This window comes from Streptomyces sp. NPDC014861 (assembly GCF_043081625.1).
Taxonomy (GTDB): domain Bacteria; phylum Actinomycetota; class Actinomycetes; order Streptomycetales; family Streptomycetaceae; genus Streptomyces.
Window position 1 is genome coordinate 22,941 of record NZ_JBIBWV010000033.1, and the last position, 16,412, is coordinate 39,352.

Sequence of the window (16,412 nt, forward strand, 5' to 3'; positions counted from 1 at the left end):
CTCGGCCGCCGAGCGGGAGAAGACCTCCCGCTCCAAGTACGCCCAGCGCGCCATCCACCCGGAGGAGGTGGCCCGCGAGGTCGCCGCCGTACGGGCCGCACTCGGCGGCGCCGAGGAGGTCCGCGACTTCGCCCTGGAGGCGCTGCGCGACCTGGACGCGCTGGTCCGCGACCCGCGCGACGGCAGCGGCGACTTCACCGCCCAGGTCGGTGGCACCCCGGCCGGCCTGCGGGACGCGCTCGCCGCCACGCTCGGCAACCGGCTCGTAGAGGAAGACCGCGAGATCTTGTTCCGCGCCACTCCGGCGATCGCCCGCGGCGAGGCGGCGCTGGTTCGCACCGACCCCGCAATCGGGGCCATCGCCTCGTACGTCCTGGACTCGGCGCTGGACGTGGACGCCCTCGGCCCCCGCCCGGCCCGCCGCTGCGGTGTGGTCACCACGGACGCGGTCACCACCCGCACCACGCTCCTCCTGGTCCGCTACCGCTTCCACCTCACCCTGCCGTCCCGCACAGGCGAGCGACAGGTGGTCGCCGAGGACGCCCGTCTGCTCGCCTACGAGGGCATGCCGTCACGGGCCCGTTGGCTGGACGCCGACGCGGCCACCGCCCTCCTCGCGGCCCGCGCCACCACCAACACACACGAGCAGTCGGCCCGCAACCACATCACCCGCACCCTGGACGGCCTGCCGGACCTGTCCGCGCACCTCACCGAAGACGGCAAGAGCCTGGCCGCCGAACTCGATGCCTCGCACCGCCGGGTCCGCAAGGCCAACGAGGAGATCGTCCGCGGCCTGAAGGTCGTCCCGCAGGAACCCGCCGACGTCCTCGGTGTCTACGTGTACCTGCCGCAGCAGCCCGCCCCCGCCGCGTCCGCCTCTACCGTGTCCGGAGCCGAAGCCTGATGTCCGCCGCCACCCGCAACGCCCTGGCCTTCACCGCCGTCACCACGGTCGGCGGACTGCTCCCCGCCGACATGCTGCTCCGGATCGACGAGGCGCGGAACCTGCCCGGCACCAAGTCCGCCGACTACGGCCTGCCCGCCTCCGTGCCCGTACGAGACGAGGCCGAGCGCGCCTGGGAGTACCTCAAGCCCCTCTGGCGCGACCTGCGTGCCGCCCTGCCGTCGGACCCGGCGACCGGCTCGCCAGCCGCCGACCCGACCGGCCGGGCCGGCACCGACTGGCTGGCCCAGCTCTTCCGCAAGCTAGACTTCGGCGCGCTGACGGAGGTCGGTGGGGCGGGAATCCCCGCCGACTCCGACCCGGACAAGCACTTCCCCGTCTCCCACCGCCACGGCCCCGCGCTCATCCACCAGATCCCCTGGAACCAGGAACTCGACAAGCGCCCGGCCCCCGGCCAGGTCCCCGCCCAGTCCATGCTCCAGGACTGCCTCAACCGCGCCGAGGCCCACCTGTGGGCCGTCCTCACCAACGGCCGCCAGCTGCGTCTGCTGCGCGACTCGTCTTCCTTCTCCACCGCGGCCTACGTCGAGTTCGACCTCGAAGCGCTCTTCGACGGCGAGCTGTTCAGCGAGTTCGTCCTGCTGTACAGCCTGCTGCACGCGTCCCGGTTCACTGTGGCGGACGGTACGGCGGCTTCGGGGTGCTGGCTGGAGAAGTGGCGCGCCGAGGCCGTCACCTCCGGCGCCCGCGCCCTGGACCAGCTACGCCTGGGTGTCCAGAACGCCCTGACCGTCCTCGGTACGGGCTTCCTGCGCCACCCGGACAACGGCAGGCTGCGCGAGGACACCGACCCGAAGGCCCTCCGGGACGCGCTCCTCCGCCTCGTCTACCGCCTGCTGTTCGTCTTCGTCGCCGAGGACCGCGACGCCCTGCTTGACGGAAAGCCCGGCGACCCGGGACGGGAGGCGTACGAGCGGTACTTCTCTTCCGCCCGGCTACGCGAACGCGCGCGGCGCCGGCAGGGCACGGCCCACGGCGACCAGTACGAGGCCCTCCGCATCGTCCTGAACGCCCTCGGCACGGAGGGCGGCCGCCCCGAGCTGGGCCTGCCCGGTCTCGGCGGCCTGTTCTCCCACAAGCCGGCCGACGCGCCGCTCGACGGCCTCAAGCTGTCCAACGAGTCCCTGCTCGCCGCCGTCCGCCACCTCGCCCAGGTCCGCGACCCCGGCGCCCGCCGCTGGCGGCCCGTCGACTACCGCCACCTGGACGCCGAGGAACTCGGCTCGGTCTACGAGTCCCTGCTTGAACTGGAGCCCAAGCACTCGGCGACGGACCGCTCCTTCGAGTTGGTGGAAGTGGCGGGCAACACCCGCAAGACGACAGGCAGTTACTACACCCCGTCCTCGCTCATCGAGTGCCTGCTCGACACGACGCTCGACCCGGTGATAGACGATGCCGTCAAGCGGGGAGAGCAGCGGGCGAGCGCGGCCGGCCGTCCGGATCCCGCCGACGACATCGTCACCGAGCTGTTGTCCCTGACGGTCTGCGACCCGGCGTGCGGCTCCGGCCACTTCCTCGTCGCCTCGGCGCGGCGGATCGCCAAGCGGGTGGCCTCGGTCCGTGAGCGCAACCCGGAGCCGCCGGTCGACGCCCTGCGCCACGCCCTCCACGAGGTCGTCGCGCGCTGCATCTACGGCGTCGACCTCAACCCGATGGCGGTGGAGCTGGCCAAGGTGTCCCTGTGGCTGGAGGCGATGGAACGGGGCAAGCCGCTGAGCTTCCTCGACGCGCATGTGAAGCACGGCAACGGGCTGATCGGCACGACGCCGAAGCTGCTGGCGGAGGGTGTGCCTGACGACGCGTTCAAGCCGATCGAGGGCGACGACCGGAAGTACGCGTCCGCACTCGTGAAGCGGAACAAGGCCCAGCGAGGCGGCCAAGACGAACTCCTCTTCGACACGGAGACCCTGCCGGGCAACGAGCGGTACGCGGCGGAGCTTGCGCGGATCACGATGGCCCCCGCGGATTCGCTGGAGCAGGTGCGGGCTCAGGAGTCGGCCTACCGCTCCTACGTGGAGTCGTCCGCGTACGTCCACGACCTGCACGCCGCTGATGCATGGTGCGCCGCGTTCGTCTGGCCCAAGCAGGCAGGCGCGCCAGAGGCCCCGACGGAACAGGTCTTCCGTGCGCTGCGTGGCCGGGACCAGTCGGCGGTGCCGGATGCGACGCATGAGCAGATCCTGCGGCTGCGGGACGAGTACCGGTTCTTCCATTGGCACCTGGAGTTTCCGGAGGTGTTCGCCGTCCCGGAGTCGGGGGCGGGCGTGCAGGCGGGGACGGGGTGGGCCGGCGGGTTCGACGCGGTGGTGGGGAATCCGCCGTGGGAGCGGGTCGAGATGGTGGAGCACGAGTTCTTCGCCCAGCGCGACCCCCGCATCGCCGGGGCCAAGAACTCCGCCGCGCGGAAGCGCCTCATCTCAGAGCTGCGCGACGACCCTGACGGCGTGCGTCTGTACGCCGAGTTCGAGGCCGCGAAGCGGCGCGCGGAGGGGGAGAGCCACTTCCTGCGGAGCAGCGACCGTTTTCCGCTTACCGGGCGGGGTCGTATCAACACGTACGCGGTCTTCACGGAGACGGATCGCACGCTGACGGCCCCACGCGGGCGCACGGGCGTGATCGTGCCGACGGGTATCGCAACGGACGCGACGACGCAGTTCTTCTTCAAGGACCTGGTCACCAAGGGGCATCTTGTTGCACTGTACGGCTTCGAGAACGAGGAGAAGGTCTTCCCCGGTGTCCATCACAGCGTGAACTTCGCCCTGTTCTGCATGGCGGGCTCCGGCTCACCGGAGGTACCGATCTCCATCGCTTTCCGTGTCCGGCAGACCCAGCAGATCCCGGAGCGCTCGTACTTCCTCGCTGGACGCGACATCCAGCTCCTCAACCCGAACACGGGCACGTGCCCCATCTTCCGCAGTCGTCGGGACGCTGAGATCACTCTGGGTATCTACCGCCGCGTGCCGGTCCTGATTGATGAGGGAAATGGGGTGGGCGGGAACCCTTGGAACATCTCGTTCTTGCAAGGCCTGTTCAACATGGCGAGCGACTCCCACCTGTTCCGGCCCGCCGCCCAGAACGATGAGACTTTCGACGACCTCCTCAAGACTGGCTGGAGCCTCGACGGCAACGTCCTCGTCCACGGCGAGGAGCGGCTACTCCCGCTGTACGAGGCGAAAATGCTGCACCACTACGACCACCGCTTCTCCACGTACGAGAACGCCACGGAGAAGCAGCTCGCCGTGGGTACCCTCCCGCGTTTCACCATCGAGCAGCACCAGGACGCCGCCGCCGTCCCGCTGCCTCGCTACTGGGTGCCGGAGCAGGATGTTCCGACCGGCGAAGTCGACAGAAACGGCAACCCCGTCATGGAGTCGGGCATCCGCAGCCGACTGGCCGCCAAGGGGTGGGACCGGGGCTGGGTCATGGGCTTCCGCAAGATCTGCCGCGCATCAGACGAGCGCACAGCGATCACCTACGCTTTCCCCCGCGCGGGCCTCGGCGACTCCGGCAACATCATGATCCCTCGGAACTTCGAGCATGCGCCCCTGCTCTACAGCAACAGCGTCTCGATGGCGCTCGACTACGTGCTGCGGCAGAAGCTCGGTGGCACCAACCTGAACTTCTTCCAGTTCGAGCAGCTCCCCTTCATCGCCCCGGAAGTCATCGCGCTGCACGCGGCTTCGCTAACCCCGCGCATCCTCGAACTCACCTACACGGCAAACGACATGAGCGCGTTCGCCAGCGACCTCGGCGACACCGGCGCCCCCTTCCGTTGGGACACCGACCGCCGTGCCGTCATCCGTGCCGAGCTGGACGCCCTGTTCTTCCACCTCTACGGCATCACCCGCGACGACACCGCGTACATCCTCGACACCTTCAACGTCACCCGCGACAACGACATCAAGGCCCACGGCGAGTACCGCACCAAGCACCTGATCCTCGCCGAGTACGACCGCATGGCCACCGCCGGCCTCACCCTGGAGACCCCCCTCACCGAGAGCGAGTCCGGCACCTACCGCTCCACCCTCACCCCGCCCCCCGGGCAGGGCCCCCGCCATTCCGCCTGACCACGTCAGGTCGAAGGCCAGCTCTTCCCAGCGCCCGGCCCCTGCCAACCCGGCAGGGGCCAGAAGCGGCGCATCTCTGCTCGTGCGTACCACGCCTCACCCCGCACCGGAGACCCATCCATGTACCTCGATCAGCTCCGTCTGCAAGGATTCCGCTCAGCCCACGACACCACAGTCTGCTTCCAGCCGGACGTCACGGTCATCGTCGGCGAGAACAACGCCGGCAAGTCCAACGTGATGGACGCCATCCGCTTGCTGACGCCTCCCCTTGACGGCAAGGGCAGCGGCCTCTACCCGGACCGCGACGACCTCCACCGGGACGGTTGCCCCGAAGACGGGCATGCTGAAGGGTGCCGCAGCACCATCGAGTTGTCCGCCCGGTACAGATCGAGATCACCCGGCGATCTGGACATGTTCAGTCAAGCCTTCGACCGGGACGGAGAAACGGCGAGCTACCACCTCACCATCACTCCCCCGCCGGAGGGCTTCCGGCGCGCCACCCTGTCGTGGCGGGCAGGTGAGGGTGCGACCGCCGACCTCGACCCCGAGCCCAGAGCCCGGGAGGGAATCCGTCACCTGTACTTGCCCCCGCTGCGGGATGCCCAGCGCGAACTTGCATCCAGCAGCGGTGGCCGCATCCAGCTTGTCGTCGAGAGACTGCTCAAGGACGACGCGGACCGCAAGGAATTCCTCCGCAAGGTCGGCAAGCAGTTCGAGCAGGTCGGCAAGATCTCGCCGCTGCCCGATGCCCTGGACTCCGTCGGCAACCGTCTCGCCCGGCTCACTGAGGGAGCTCTACCTCAGTCGGTCGACCTAGGGTTCGCCGACGCCTCCGTCAGTTCCATCGCACGGGGGTTGCGACTGCGCATGGAGCAGGCCGGACTCGACCCCCGCGACCTGGCCGAATCAGGGCTCGGATACGCGAACTTGCTGTTCATGGCCACCGTGCTGACGCAGCTCCAAGATGCGGCGGAAGCCGACCTGACCCTTCTCCTGGTCGAAGAACCGGAAGCACACCTGCATCCGCAACTTCAGTCCATCCTCCTCAACTACCTCGTGGAGGAAGCCCAGGAGAGCAGGCGCCAAGCGGACTCCAAGAGCCCGTGGCGCGGCCAGATCCAGGTGATTGTCACCACGCATTCACCGCACGTCGCCACCGCGGTCGCGCCCAAGAATCTCGTTGTACTTCAGCGCAGGCCAAAGCGTCCCAGTGCTGCTGCTGTCGAAGGATCTACGCGTAGCACCTCGTACGAAACCACCGCCGTCGCGGTCGACAGGTTGTCGCTGGGCAAGGACGACCACGTCAAGCTCCGTAGCTATCTCACCGCCACGCGCAACACATTCCTGTTCGGACAACGCGTTCTACTCGTCGAAGGTCTGGCCGAAGCCCTGCTCCTTCCTGAGTTCGCACGACTCACACTCAGCCGGGAACAGCTTCAACGGTTCCTCGGCACCGCGCTCGTTCCGATCGACGGCGTTGACTTCATGCCGTACATCCGCACCCTCTTGACCGTCGACAGCGCGAGTCAGTTCCGCATAGCCCGACGCGTCGCAGTCATCACTGACGGTGATGCCGGGACAGGAGCCGCGAAGGCCGCAGAGAAGCGCATCTCGGAGCTCGAGCAGATGATTGCAGCGACGGCCTCTGACAATTTGGCCCGTGTCTTCCGTAACGAGTTCACGCTGGAGCCGGAACTCCTGCGTGCGGGCGGCCCCAACCGCGAGATCGTGCTGGATGCCTGGAAGCGGCAGAAGCCGATCGCTTGGGAAGAGCACTGGAAGGCCGTGGGAGCCGGCTCGCCTGGCCAGCAGGCCAAGGCCCTGGCCGAGTTGATCAACGGGCGGAAACTGATCCGCAAGGGCGACCTCGCGCAGGACATTCTGGCAGTGGCTGCTGAGCGGCCGCGCGAGGCTACCCCGATGGCGGTGCCCCAGTACTTGAAGGACGCTCTCATGTGGGTCACTGAGGAGGTGTCATGACCCCTCGTGATCCCAGCGCCGCCACCGACACCATCGCCGTTCTGCGCGCTGAAGCCGCCGCTGCTCAACGCGCACTGGTGAACATGGAAACCAGCCCCGGGCGCATCGTCCGCGCCGAGGCGTGCCCTGGCGCGGGAAAGACCCGTACCATCGTCGAACGTCATCTGACCAGCCCGACTGGGCCGCGTCAGGGCCGCGCGCTGGTCTCCTTCACCAAGGTCGCGGGCCGCGAGATCAGGAAGCGGTGCGTTGATGAAGGGCGCCCTGAGCTTGCCCAGTTCCCCCACTTCATAGGCACTTTCGACGCGTTCGTCTGGCGGCATCTTCTCCGCCCCTACCTGCTGCCCAAACCCGGCAAGATATGGCAGCGCTTGGAGGAGTGGAGCGACCACCCGCAGGCTCGCAGGGACGGTGCTTCTCTGGACGACTTCAGCTTCTCGTACGGCGGAGGCGTCGTTCGCATCTCGGACCCGCAACCGATCATCCGCCGGCTCCCACACCGGTTCCGGCGGGACGAGGACGGGCGGCAGAAGCTGACTGTTTGGGCAGCGTCTGCGATGCAGCGCCTGTGGAGTCAGGGCTACCTGTCGGGGGACCAGCTGCGCGATATGGCTCTTCACCTCCTGTCCGATACCGAGCGCCGCAAGCGCATCGCGCGGGTACTGCTCACCCGCTTCCGTGAAGTCGTCATCGACGAGTCCCAGGACTGCTCCGATGAGGACTTGCGGATCGTCGACATGCTGCGTGAACTCGACATACCCCTGCTACTTGTCGGCGACCCGGACCAAAGCATCTATGGTTTCAGGAACTTGATCTCGCTCACGACTGCCGTACCCAAGACGCTCAGCAGTACGGCTCCAGATCACCGGTTGACGCATAACTGGCGTAGCACACAGGTTATTTGCGACCTTGCGCACACGCTGCGCACGTCCAACGCTCCTTGCGACACCGCGGTAGGCCCCTATCACGCCGAGCCAACACCGATCTCGCTCCTTCCTACCACAGGGCGGAAGGACGTCGAGTGGCTGGGAGACTTCGGTGCGGCGGCAGAGCAACTCGCCATCCCTCAGAGTCAATGCCTTGTGGTCGCACACGGTAACTCGACACTGCCCAAAGGCCTCACCGGAACACGAGTTCCCCCCTCGGACCAGCTGGGCCGACTCATTTGGGCTACAGCCATCCTGCGTTCACCAGGTGCGTCGACCAGGCACCAGGAACGCGCCCACAAGGTGCTACGCGAAGCCGTTCTGCGGCACTGGTACGGCCAGCCCGACACCCCTGAGCCTGTCAACCTTGCTCATCAAGGACTCAGTCCACTGGAACTGCACGTAGCCGAGCAGTCAGTCCTTCGCGCCCTACCTCCGCTGGACATGCCGGCAGCCGAATGGAGTCGGGCGGCACACAGTGTCCTCACGGCAAAGGCCGGCCTGCACGGTCTCGTGCCCCAGGTGCAGCGCGCCTATCCCTGCAAGAAGCATGGCAAAGCAGCATGGCAGATCGTGGGTTTCGGAGCGCCCTCGTCTCCCGACGTCTCCGTCGGGCGGGCCAGTACCGTTCATGGAGTGAAAGGCGATCAGGCAGACGCGGTGCTGGTCGTCATCCCGGCTGCCACCCCGGAGGACAGCCGTTCGACAGACCTCGTCAAAGCCTGGGTGGAAGGCCCTGACCGCGTGATGCCCGAAGAGACCGGCGAGGCCCTTCGGGTCCTGTACGTAGCCGCGACGCGCGCCCGTCGTCTCCTCGCGTTTGCGCTGGAAGACGACCACCTGGCGATGATTGCGACGTTCCTCGCCAGGCGAGGCGTCCCGTTCCGCGCCCTCCGTGAGCTCAGCAAGAGCAGCTGAGACTGAGCGGCTGACTAACCCACCACCCGTCACCAGGAGCCCAGTGCCGTACGCAGAGGAAGAAGACACGCGCAAGGTCCAGACCGCAGTCATCGGCCGGGCCGAGTCGGACTGGCCGGTGTTCCTGCCGTACGACCATGACGACTTCGACCGGTTCATGCGGGGTCGGACGCGCGACGACTTCTACTGCGGCGTCCTGCTCGGCGGCTGTGGCAGGAAGCTGTCCCCGAGGCGGTACACGGACAAGAAGTGCCACTTCGCGCACCGGCCGCCCGTGCACTGCCGCCGCACGGAGACCGGTGAGGACAGCGCCGATCACCTCTACATCGGGCGGGCCGTCGCCGACTGGCTGAAGCAGCAGGGGCAGCGGGCGGTGCAGCCCGTCTACAAGCCCAAGGGGCACCAGGTCCGCGATGTCGTCGACGTGTCGTACGAGGCTGGACGCGGGCTCATACGCGTCCAGCTCGCCCGGAGGTCGAAGCGGGAGTGGGAGGAGGCCGACGCGGAGCTTCGAGTCCGGCACTCGGAACTCAACTGGTTCTTCGGGCCTGACAGTCTCCTGGCCAACTGGCAAGTCGAGCGGCAGGGGTACGCCCTGCGTGTGCAGTGCCGATCACTCGGGGCGATCCGAATCGTGGAAATCGGCACCCAGTTCCCGGACAGACCCGTGGAGTGGACCTCACTCTCGGAGTGCACGCTCGCCCCCGAAGGCATCGTCACCCCGAGTCTCCTGCGCACACCGAGTGGCATAGTTCCGCGCCATGCAGCCCCCGCGGAACCCGCGCCTCCCCCGTCCAGCCTGCCGCTCACCCCGGCCTCCGTCCTCATCACCGACGCCGCGCTGTCTCACGCCACCGAAACCCACCGCTGGTTCGATGTCTCGCTACGCGTCAAAGGCCGCCTGTCGCTCCCTGCCCGTGCGGATTCGCCCGACGTTCACCACACGTACCTGCCCATGGACGCCGTTCTCTCCCTCGACAGTGATGGCACATGGCTGATCGAGGCCGGCGCACTGCAGCTCATCCAGACCGACACTGCCGACCGGTCCACGGACAGCGCCGCGCCGTCCGCCGACACGCATACTCCGTCGCCCGAGGAGCAGTCACTTCCTCCTGACGCCGACCTCGTCGCCTCCTTCCGCAGGACGCTGGAGAACGCCGCGCGGAGCAAGAGCGTCGTCACGATGGCAACCTTGTGCAAGGGAGCGTCGCTCCGAGGCCACACACTCTCCGTGGACCGGTGGCGGGACCTCCTCCTCCGGGTCGAACGGCCCCGGACACCGGGCAAGCCCGTTCTGTCAGCCCTCATCACGGGGCGAGACGGCGGCCCAGCCCCGTTCCTCAAAGAGATACTGCACGGACTCGGCTGGACGAAGAGGTTCTCCAACACCGAGTTGCTCGACATCTGGAACCGCGAGCGTGGCCGCGTCCACGCGGCCTACAGCAGAAGCAGCCAGGCGAACCCGCCGTCCCTTCCCCATCAGGAAGCCCACCGCAAGCCACCTGGCCGTGTCAGAGGGAAGCGGTCCGATTCCGCCGACGCCCGACGCCGCGCCGCCTTCGACGCTCTGCTTGACGTGGCTCATGAGGCACGGCAGGCCGGTGACCTCGACACCTTCGAACAGAATCTGTTCCTGGTGGAACGGGCAGCGCTGTCGACGGATGCCCACGAGACCCTGCGGGACCATACTGACTGGCTGATAGACCAGCGCGCCGACGAGTTGTATGAGACCTGGGAGCGCCTGGCAGCGCTCATTGACACAATCAACCGCGACGGAGACGACCTCTATCCGGACCAGTTGCGCCGCGCTCTCCGGAGTGCCGAGGAACTCGCAGAAGAGGTCGGAGACGATCTGGCGGCCGAGGAACGTGGCGACATCGCGCGCTGGCAGCGGCACCTGGAACGGATGACCGAGCGCCTCACGCTGTCGCAGATACGCGGCCATGCCATCGCCGTCCGCGTCGCGCTGCGGCAGGCCGCGCGCGAAGGGCGTACGACGACGTGGGGCGAGCTGGCCCTGCGGATCGGGGCTCCCCTCGCAGCCCTCGACCCGGACGACAAGATCGCCGTATTGGTCGAGGTAGACCGTGAGACACCGGACGACAGGCCCCCGCTGTCCGCGCTAGTCACCGCGCACGGAGGCGACCGGCCGCATCCGCTCTACCAGCAGATCCTTTTCAACCTGGACCGGATCGCTCCCCCACCCGAGGCCCTTTTCATGCACTGGCGCATGGCACTGCGTCGTCACTCCGAACTACGGTGACGCCCCCGCCTCACGCCTCCACACGACACGTCGCCCGCACAGAGACCTCCGCCCCGACGGATACGAACCTGGGAGAACCCACCGTGACCGAAGCCGTGATCGACGCTGGTGATGGCGACGCCGATACCGATGCCGACCGGGAGGCTGTCGAGCAAGAGCGTTCTGAAATTCGCGAGTTCGTCAAAGGCCTGAGCGCGGACGACATCAAGTCGGGCAACTGGTTCACCAAGCTCTGTGCCCAAGCCATGAGTTCCTACACCGCGAAGGTCGACTGGCAGTACTTCCAGGAGCGGTATGAGGGCGTACCCCCGGATGGCATCGTCGACCAGCGGATCAAGATGGCGGCCCGGTACGCCGCGCTCGAAGGCGGGATCTCCGCCGGGGCCTACACCGCGGCCGTCGCCTCCACCATCGGGACCCTCGGCGGGGCCTCGCCGGCCACCGTTCCGGCCGCCGTCGCGACGCTGATGGTCGATGTCGCGTTCACCACCCGGCTCCAGCTCCGTCTGGCTTACGACATCGCAGTCCTCTACCAGGTCCCGCTCGACCTGTCCGACCCCGATGACCTGTGGAAGCTCATACGAGTGGCCTTCACGATCAAGAGCGGGGAAGTGGTCCGGGAAGGTGTGGTCAAGGCGGTTCCGGTCGTCGTACGGCCGGTGATCAAGCGCTTCTACTCCAAGGGGGTACTGACCGCCGCGAAGGGGCTCCCCTTCGTCGGGAAGTACCTCCTGCAGCGCAACGTCATCAAGATCGGCATCCCTGTGGTCGGCGTGCCCCTCGCGGTGGTGCTGAACCGCTATACGACGCTGGTCGCGGGGCGGCACGCGCAAGCCGTCTTCCGAAACGAGGCTCGGGTGATCGAAGTCGCCGAAGGACTGAGCAAGCGGAGTCGGCACCCGCAGTCGATGCTGTGGGTCGCGTGGCTCGTCATCAGGGCGAACCGCAAGATCGCCGACGATGAGGCACTCTTGATGCGCCATCTGGTGAGGCTAGTCCGGGAGCAGCATCAGGTCGTCGACAAACAACTCGCTCGCCTTGTCGACATCGACCCCGCCGAGGTGTGGCAACGCCTGGACGCCGAGCCAGGGGATCTGAGCGACCTCCTTGACGTGGCCGAACAGGTGGCCGCGGTGGATGGCGATGTTAACGCACTTGAGAAGGCCGTCATTTCGGATCTTCGAGTTCGCTGCCATCGAGGCTGACTGACATCGCCGTACGCCTCTACCCACAAGAAGCACGGCCACGGCCTGGAGACCGTCGCAATGTAGAGGGGCGTTGCCGAGGCTGATGGCTTCGACAGCGCCTACGCGGTGTGTCTCTCAACGCCCGAACGCGAACCGCACGAACGGTGCCCAGCCCTCACGGCCGGCAATGAAGGCCGGGCGGCTCACGTCCCTGGAATCCCGTACATAGACAGCCTGTTCTGCGATGCGATCTCGACGCAGTCATCGCCCTGGCTGCCGCTGTAGCTGGACTTGAACCAGGTCAGTTCCGTCGCACTGCCGCTCATAGCTCTCCGGTCCGAGTTCAACCGGCCGTTCTCTTGCCCTTCGGAGTAGCCGAGCCGCTGTCCCGCAGAGGTCTCCACGATCCGCACCGGCCCATCCAGGCACGGGTGCAGCCCCGCCTCAAGCGGCACCACTTGAAGCGTCACATTACGCGGAGCAGTGCGCTCAAGGACATGGTCGAACAGCTCGCGCATCGCCTCCGCGTCCCCGAACCGCCGCCGGAACACGTGCTCCTCCAGGATGAAGCTGAACGCCACGGTAGGCCGTTCCCGCATGATCCGCTGACGGTCCATCCGCACGGTGAGCAGCGCCGCCAGCTCCTCGTCGGTCCGCAGCGGGATCGTGCCCTCTAACACCGCCCGCGCATACGCCTCCGACTGCAACAACCCCAGCACCAGTCGGCACTCGTACGTACACAGACTCACCGCGTCGCGCTCCAGCCGAGCCCACCGGCGGAACCAGGCCGCAAGTCCCGCCTCGCCTCGGGTGAGATGGCGAGCGGCCTTGCGCAGCGCCCCGGTGATTCCGGTCGCCCCCTCCCTCCACGAAGGCCTCGTCCGGCATCCGGCGGCCCAACTCCACCGTGTGCTTGGAGTACCGCACGATGTCGGCGAACTCACTCCGGCTGAGCCCCGCGTGCTCCCGCAGGGCCTGGACGACCGCGCCGAACGTCCGCAGACTGTCCGACGGATGGGGTTCGCGCTCCCACTCCCCCGCCGGAACCGCCTGGGCGCCCACGCCCGTGGCCGCCTCCCCTTCGACGTTGTCCATCCGCCGCCCCTCTCTCCAGCCGCTCGCGCCCGCACACGTTCAGCACACAGCGTGACGGGAGGGCCCGCGTACTTTCCACTCTCTGCGCCTGTACGCTGACTCTGCGTACGGGGCCCGGAGCTCGCAGCCTTCACGGGCGCCACGCTGGCGCGCCATGAAGCAACTCGCTCCGCAACTCGCCACCTCCCTGCACACCTTCACGCAGCTGCTCTCCTCCACACGGCGCGGCGCTCGGCTCGCCAGCCTGCTAACCGTGAGCCAACTCCAGTCCTGGGTCGCCCCGCAGGCCCTCACGGAGCGTACCGAAATCGTCGTCGCGGAGCTTGCGGCGAACGCCGTACTCCGCGGCAGCCTGCCCGGTCGTAGCTTTCGACTGACCCTCGTCTGCGAGGCCTCCCCCGGTCTCCTTCGCGTCGAGGTCACCGACGCGCGCGGAGGCAGATGGCCGCAGGCCCGTCCCGCGAGCGCCCTGAGCGCCCTGTCGGACGCGTCCCTCCACACCAGCGGGCGCGGCCTCGCGCTCGTCGCCGCGGTCGCCGACCACTGGGAGACGCTTCCCTATTCGCCCAGCGGCAGACCGTGCGGGCGGAACTGGGCAGTCCGTCCTGAAGGAGCGCCCCGCAACAACCAGCCACCTCACCCGATGGGCAATGACCTCGCATGGCGCGCCACATCCGGACTCGATCAGAACCCGGAACACCGCGGCGTCGAATGCGCGTGAGGATGAAGGTTGGGGCGGGCATGCCAGAAGGTCACCCGTCACAGCTGAGGCTGCGCTGCGAAGACGCACCAGATGGGCAGCTTTGCCCCACAGTGCCCGTCCGCCGGCTTTCGCGATCCTCCGACTCGCCATCCGCACGCCTCGTATGCTCCTCTCATGATCAAGCTGATGTACCGCGGAGGGGCGGCCAACCTGCAACTCTTGGCGGAAGAGATCCGGGAATCCCCAGAACTGAGCCAGCATTGCACGGCCGAAGTCACACACCGAGAGACGCAGAGCGATTCACTGCATCACGGGCAGTTGGCGGACATCGCCATCTCGGTAGCGGCAGGAGTTGCTACCAATGGCCTGTACGACGCGATCCGAGCTCTCATTGACCGAGCCCGTGACCGCGGCTCTGTAGAATCCGTCGATCCAATCGAACACGAGAATGATGAGTAGCTACAGCAGAGAACAGGATTCCCAATGAGCTCTCCGGTCCTGCACAGCACAACTGGCGCTCAATTAAATCTAAGAAGCCACCTCCTATTCCACGACAATATGCGCGACAATCCCAACGATCTAGTCACGTCGCTCATGTCGTGGAACTTGGTCCATGCGCACGAGACGAGCCACTGGGCCCGATTCCACGGCTCTACCATTGGCGTGCTTCTCACGTTTCTACGTGCTGCCCGAGACTCTCTGGCCGACTATTCGATCCGTAACCTCGACAGTAACGACCGAGCCATTTTCGAGAAGCACCGCAACGATGGCATTCCCCTCTTCGCTTGGAATCGGAAGGCTAGTGCCTATTCACTCGGAAGCGAAATAGCTGACCACTGCCTCACATGGCTTTCCCTGCATCGCACCTACTCAATCCTCCTCGGCTTCGAGCCTCTCAACTGGTCCAAAATAAACCAGGAAGCAATGCAGGACTCGCTAACCTTGGCTTTGCATACGACCTGGAGGCAATGGGCCGGAAGGGGTATGTTGCCTCTGGGCAATGAGGACTATGCTCACGTGCATAGTTTCGAACCCCTCCTTGGAGGCGACGAGCCGATCACAACGCGACTCCTCCTTGAGTGCGCGGGCCTACTGGACGAGGGCTACCTCTTCCGCGGACCTTATCCAGAAATCATGGATCGAGGACTCCAGAGAATGTGGGACATAAACAGGAGAGGAGAATACGGGAAACCCTACCGCCTCGCAGAATCCATGGCAGGCCGAAGCCTCTCTCATTCTGAAGTTCTGACTCTTATCGACTTCGCCTTGAACCCTCCATTACCTGGCCTGCACAAGGGCGTACGCACCATTGACTGGCGCGAACTCTACCCGCCATATCGATTCCTCTTCGCTGCGGCAGAAATGGCAGAGCGTCGTGCCTATAGGCATTCAGAGGCAGTCAATGCACGGCCCACGATTGACCACGTCAGCGACTTCTTCAGCACGGTCACTCGAGTGAGTGATGTCCGCGTGGGGTCGATCGATTGCCAACTGACGGAGGACTCAGACCTGCGTGACGTCGCGGACCCCAGACGCCCCTTTGCGCGAAGGATGATGGGCATCCCACTCCTCTCAGCCGATCGACTTCACAGAGAGCGACGCGCGGATGTCAGATCAATATCCCACTTCGGCTCCTTGTTGATCGACATTGACGGATATCGCCTGCTGGACGCAGAGGCTCCGGACTACCCATGGTGGTTCTTCCCGCCTCTGAAAGTCATCAACGACGGAGTGTACGGCTGGCCTGCCAATCGCCTTACTCTCGACGAGGCCACTGACCTACTCATCGGTTCTGCCATCTCATCGGCATACGACGACGTCGTGAATGGGGTCGGCCCTCTAGCCCGCGATCACCTACCAGCGGCACCATTTCGAAATCCAGATGAAACCGCAGCACTGAACGACATGGCCCGATATCACCTAGGAGTAAATATCGGATGGACGTAAAGTCGAACGATGTCGTCACAACGACGCACTGCCTGCGTTGAACCTACTCCGCCGCCGACCGGGACATGGGTCCGTCACGACCCTGAGTCGTTTTGACGGTGTCAACATGTAACGCCTCGGGCGCCTCGCCGAACAGGGCAGGGCCAGTTCGCGGATGTGAGCACTCCGTCCGCCGCCGGGAGCGTACTGCCCGTCCAGGCGGTGACAGGATGCGGGATCCGGTGTGGTGCGGGGGCCGTTCGGTCCCGCACCACACGTCCCGAGGAGCATCACGTCGTCCCCACCTATCCGCGCAGCCCGCGAGCCAGCCACTGGAGCACCGTCCCGTAGCCACTGTCAGGCGTTGTCGTCGTGGATCCGCA

8 protein-coding genes and 2 pseudogenes are annotated in these 16,412 nt (G+C 66.5%); 8 read left to right on the forward strand and 2 right to left on the reverse strand.

Annotated elements, in window-relative coordinates; all coding sequences use genetic code 11:
* Positions 1–903 precede the first annotated feature (903 nt).
* The 5 genes from ACF1BN_RS35490 to ACF1BN_RS35510 all read left to right on the forward strand — a co-directional run bounded on the left by ACF1BN_RS35490 (position 904) and on the right by ACF1BN_RS35510 (position 12,323).
* The gene (locus tag ACF1BN_RS35490) at positions 904–5,031 is read left to right on the forward strand and encodes an Eco57I restriction-modification methylase domain-containing protein (RefSeq protein WP_392335721.1); all 4,128 of its coding nucleotides are present in this window, start codon (positions 904–906) and stop codon (positions 5,029–5,031) included.
* Between the two features lie 120 nt (positions 5,032–5,151).
* The gene (locus ACF1BN_RS35495; protein WP_392335722.1) at positions 5,152–7,011 is read left to right on the forward strand and encodes an ATP-dependent endonuclease; all 1,860 of its coding nucleotides are present in this window, start codon (positions 5,152–5,154) and stop codon (positions 7,009–7,011) included.
* Complete coding sequence (locus tag ACF1BN_RS35500) at positions 7,008–8,855, forward strand: UvrD-helicase domain-containing protein (RefSeq protein WP_392335723.1); 1,848 nt, start codon at positions 7,008–7,010, stop codon at positions 8,853–8,855. The genes ACF1BN_RS35495 and ACF1BN_RS35500 overlap by 4 nt, the downstream gene beginning before the upstream one ends.
* Before the next feature lie 43 nt (positions 8,856–8,898).
* Complete coding sequence (locus tag ACF1BN_RS35505; RefSeq protein ID WP_392335724.1) at positions 8,899–11,118, forward strand: competence protein CoiA family protein; 2,220 nt, start codon at positions 8,899–8,901, stop codon at positions 11,116–11,118.
* 83 nt (positions 11,119–11,201) lie between these two features.
* Positions 11,202–12,323: a hypothetical protein gene (locus ACF1BN_RS35510; RefSeq protein ID WP_392335725.1), complete on the forward strand. Its 1,122-nt coding sequence runs from the start codon at positions 11,202–11,204 to the stop codon at positions 12,321–12,323.
* A gap of 117 nt (positions 12,324–12,440) precedes the next feature.
* Here ACF1BN_RS35510 and ACF1BN_RS35515 read toward each other — a convergent pair.
* Positions 12,441–12,631 (reverse strand): annotated as a pseudogene (locus ACF1BN_RS35515) (DUF397 domain-containing protein).
* Positions 12,626–13,400, reverse strand: a pseudogene (locus ACF1BN_RS35520) (Scr1 family TA system antitoxin-like transcriptional regulator); the annotation flags it as partial. The pseudogenes ACF1BN_RS35520 and ACF1BN_RS35515, both read right to left, overlap by 6 nt.
* 154 nt (positions 13,401–13,554) lie before the next feature.
* Here ACF1BN_RS35520 and ACF1BN_RS35525 point away from each other — a divergent pair.
* The 3 genes from ACF1BN_RS35525 to ACF1BN_RS35535 all read left to right on the forward strand — a co-directional run bounded on the left by ACF1BN_RS35525 (position 13,555) and on the right by ACF1BN_RS35535 (position 16,050).
* A complete protein-coding gene (locus tag ACF1BN_RS35525) occupies positions 13,555–14,121 on the forward strand; it encodes an ATP-binding protein (RefSeq protein ID WP_392335726.1) in 567 nt (188 codons plus the stop codon).
* Between the two features lie 156 nt (positions 14,122–14,277).
* On the forward strand, positions 14,278–14,562 hold the full coding sequence (locus ACF1BN_RS35530; RefSeq protein ID WP_210764228.1) for a hypothetical protein: 285 nt from the start codon (positions 14,278–14,280) through the stop codon (positions 14,560–14,562).
* Positions 14,563–15,120: 558 nt separating this feature from the next.
* Positions 15,121–16,050, forward strand: a complete 930-nt coding sequence (locus ACF1BN_RS35535; RefSeq protein WP_392335727.1) for a hypothetical protein — start codon at positions 15,121–15,123, stop codon at positions 16,048–16,050.
* Positions 16,051–16,412: the final 362 nt, after the last annotated feature.

Coding starts and splice junctions, on each gene's coding strand:
- ACF1BN_RS35495 (WP_392335722.1), top strand. CDS start 5,152: ATGTACCTCGATCAGCTCCGTCTGCAAGGATTCCGCTCAGCCCACGAC.
- ACF1BN_RS35500 (WP_392335723.1), top strand. CDS start 7,008: ATGACCCCTCGTGATCCCAGCGCCGCCACCGACACCATCGCCGTTCTG.
- ACF1BN_RS35530 (WP_210764228.1), top strand. CDS start 14,278: ATGATCAAGCTGATGTACCGCGGAGGGGCGGCCAACCTGCAACTCTTG.
- ACF1BN_RS35525 (WP_392335726.1), top strand. CDS start 13,555: ATGAAGCAACTCGCTCCGCAACTCGCCACCTCCCTGCACACCTTCACG.
- ACF1BN_RS35490 (WP_392335721.1), top strand. CDS start 904: ATGTCCGCCGCCACCCGCAACGCCCTGGCCTTCACCGCCGTCACCACG.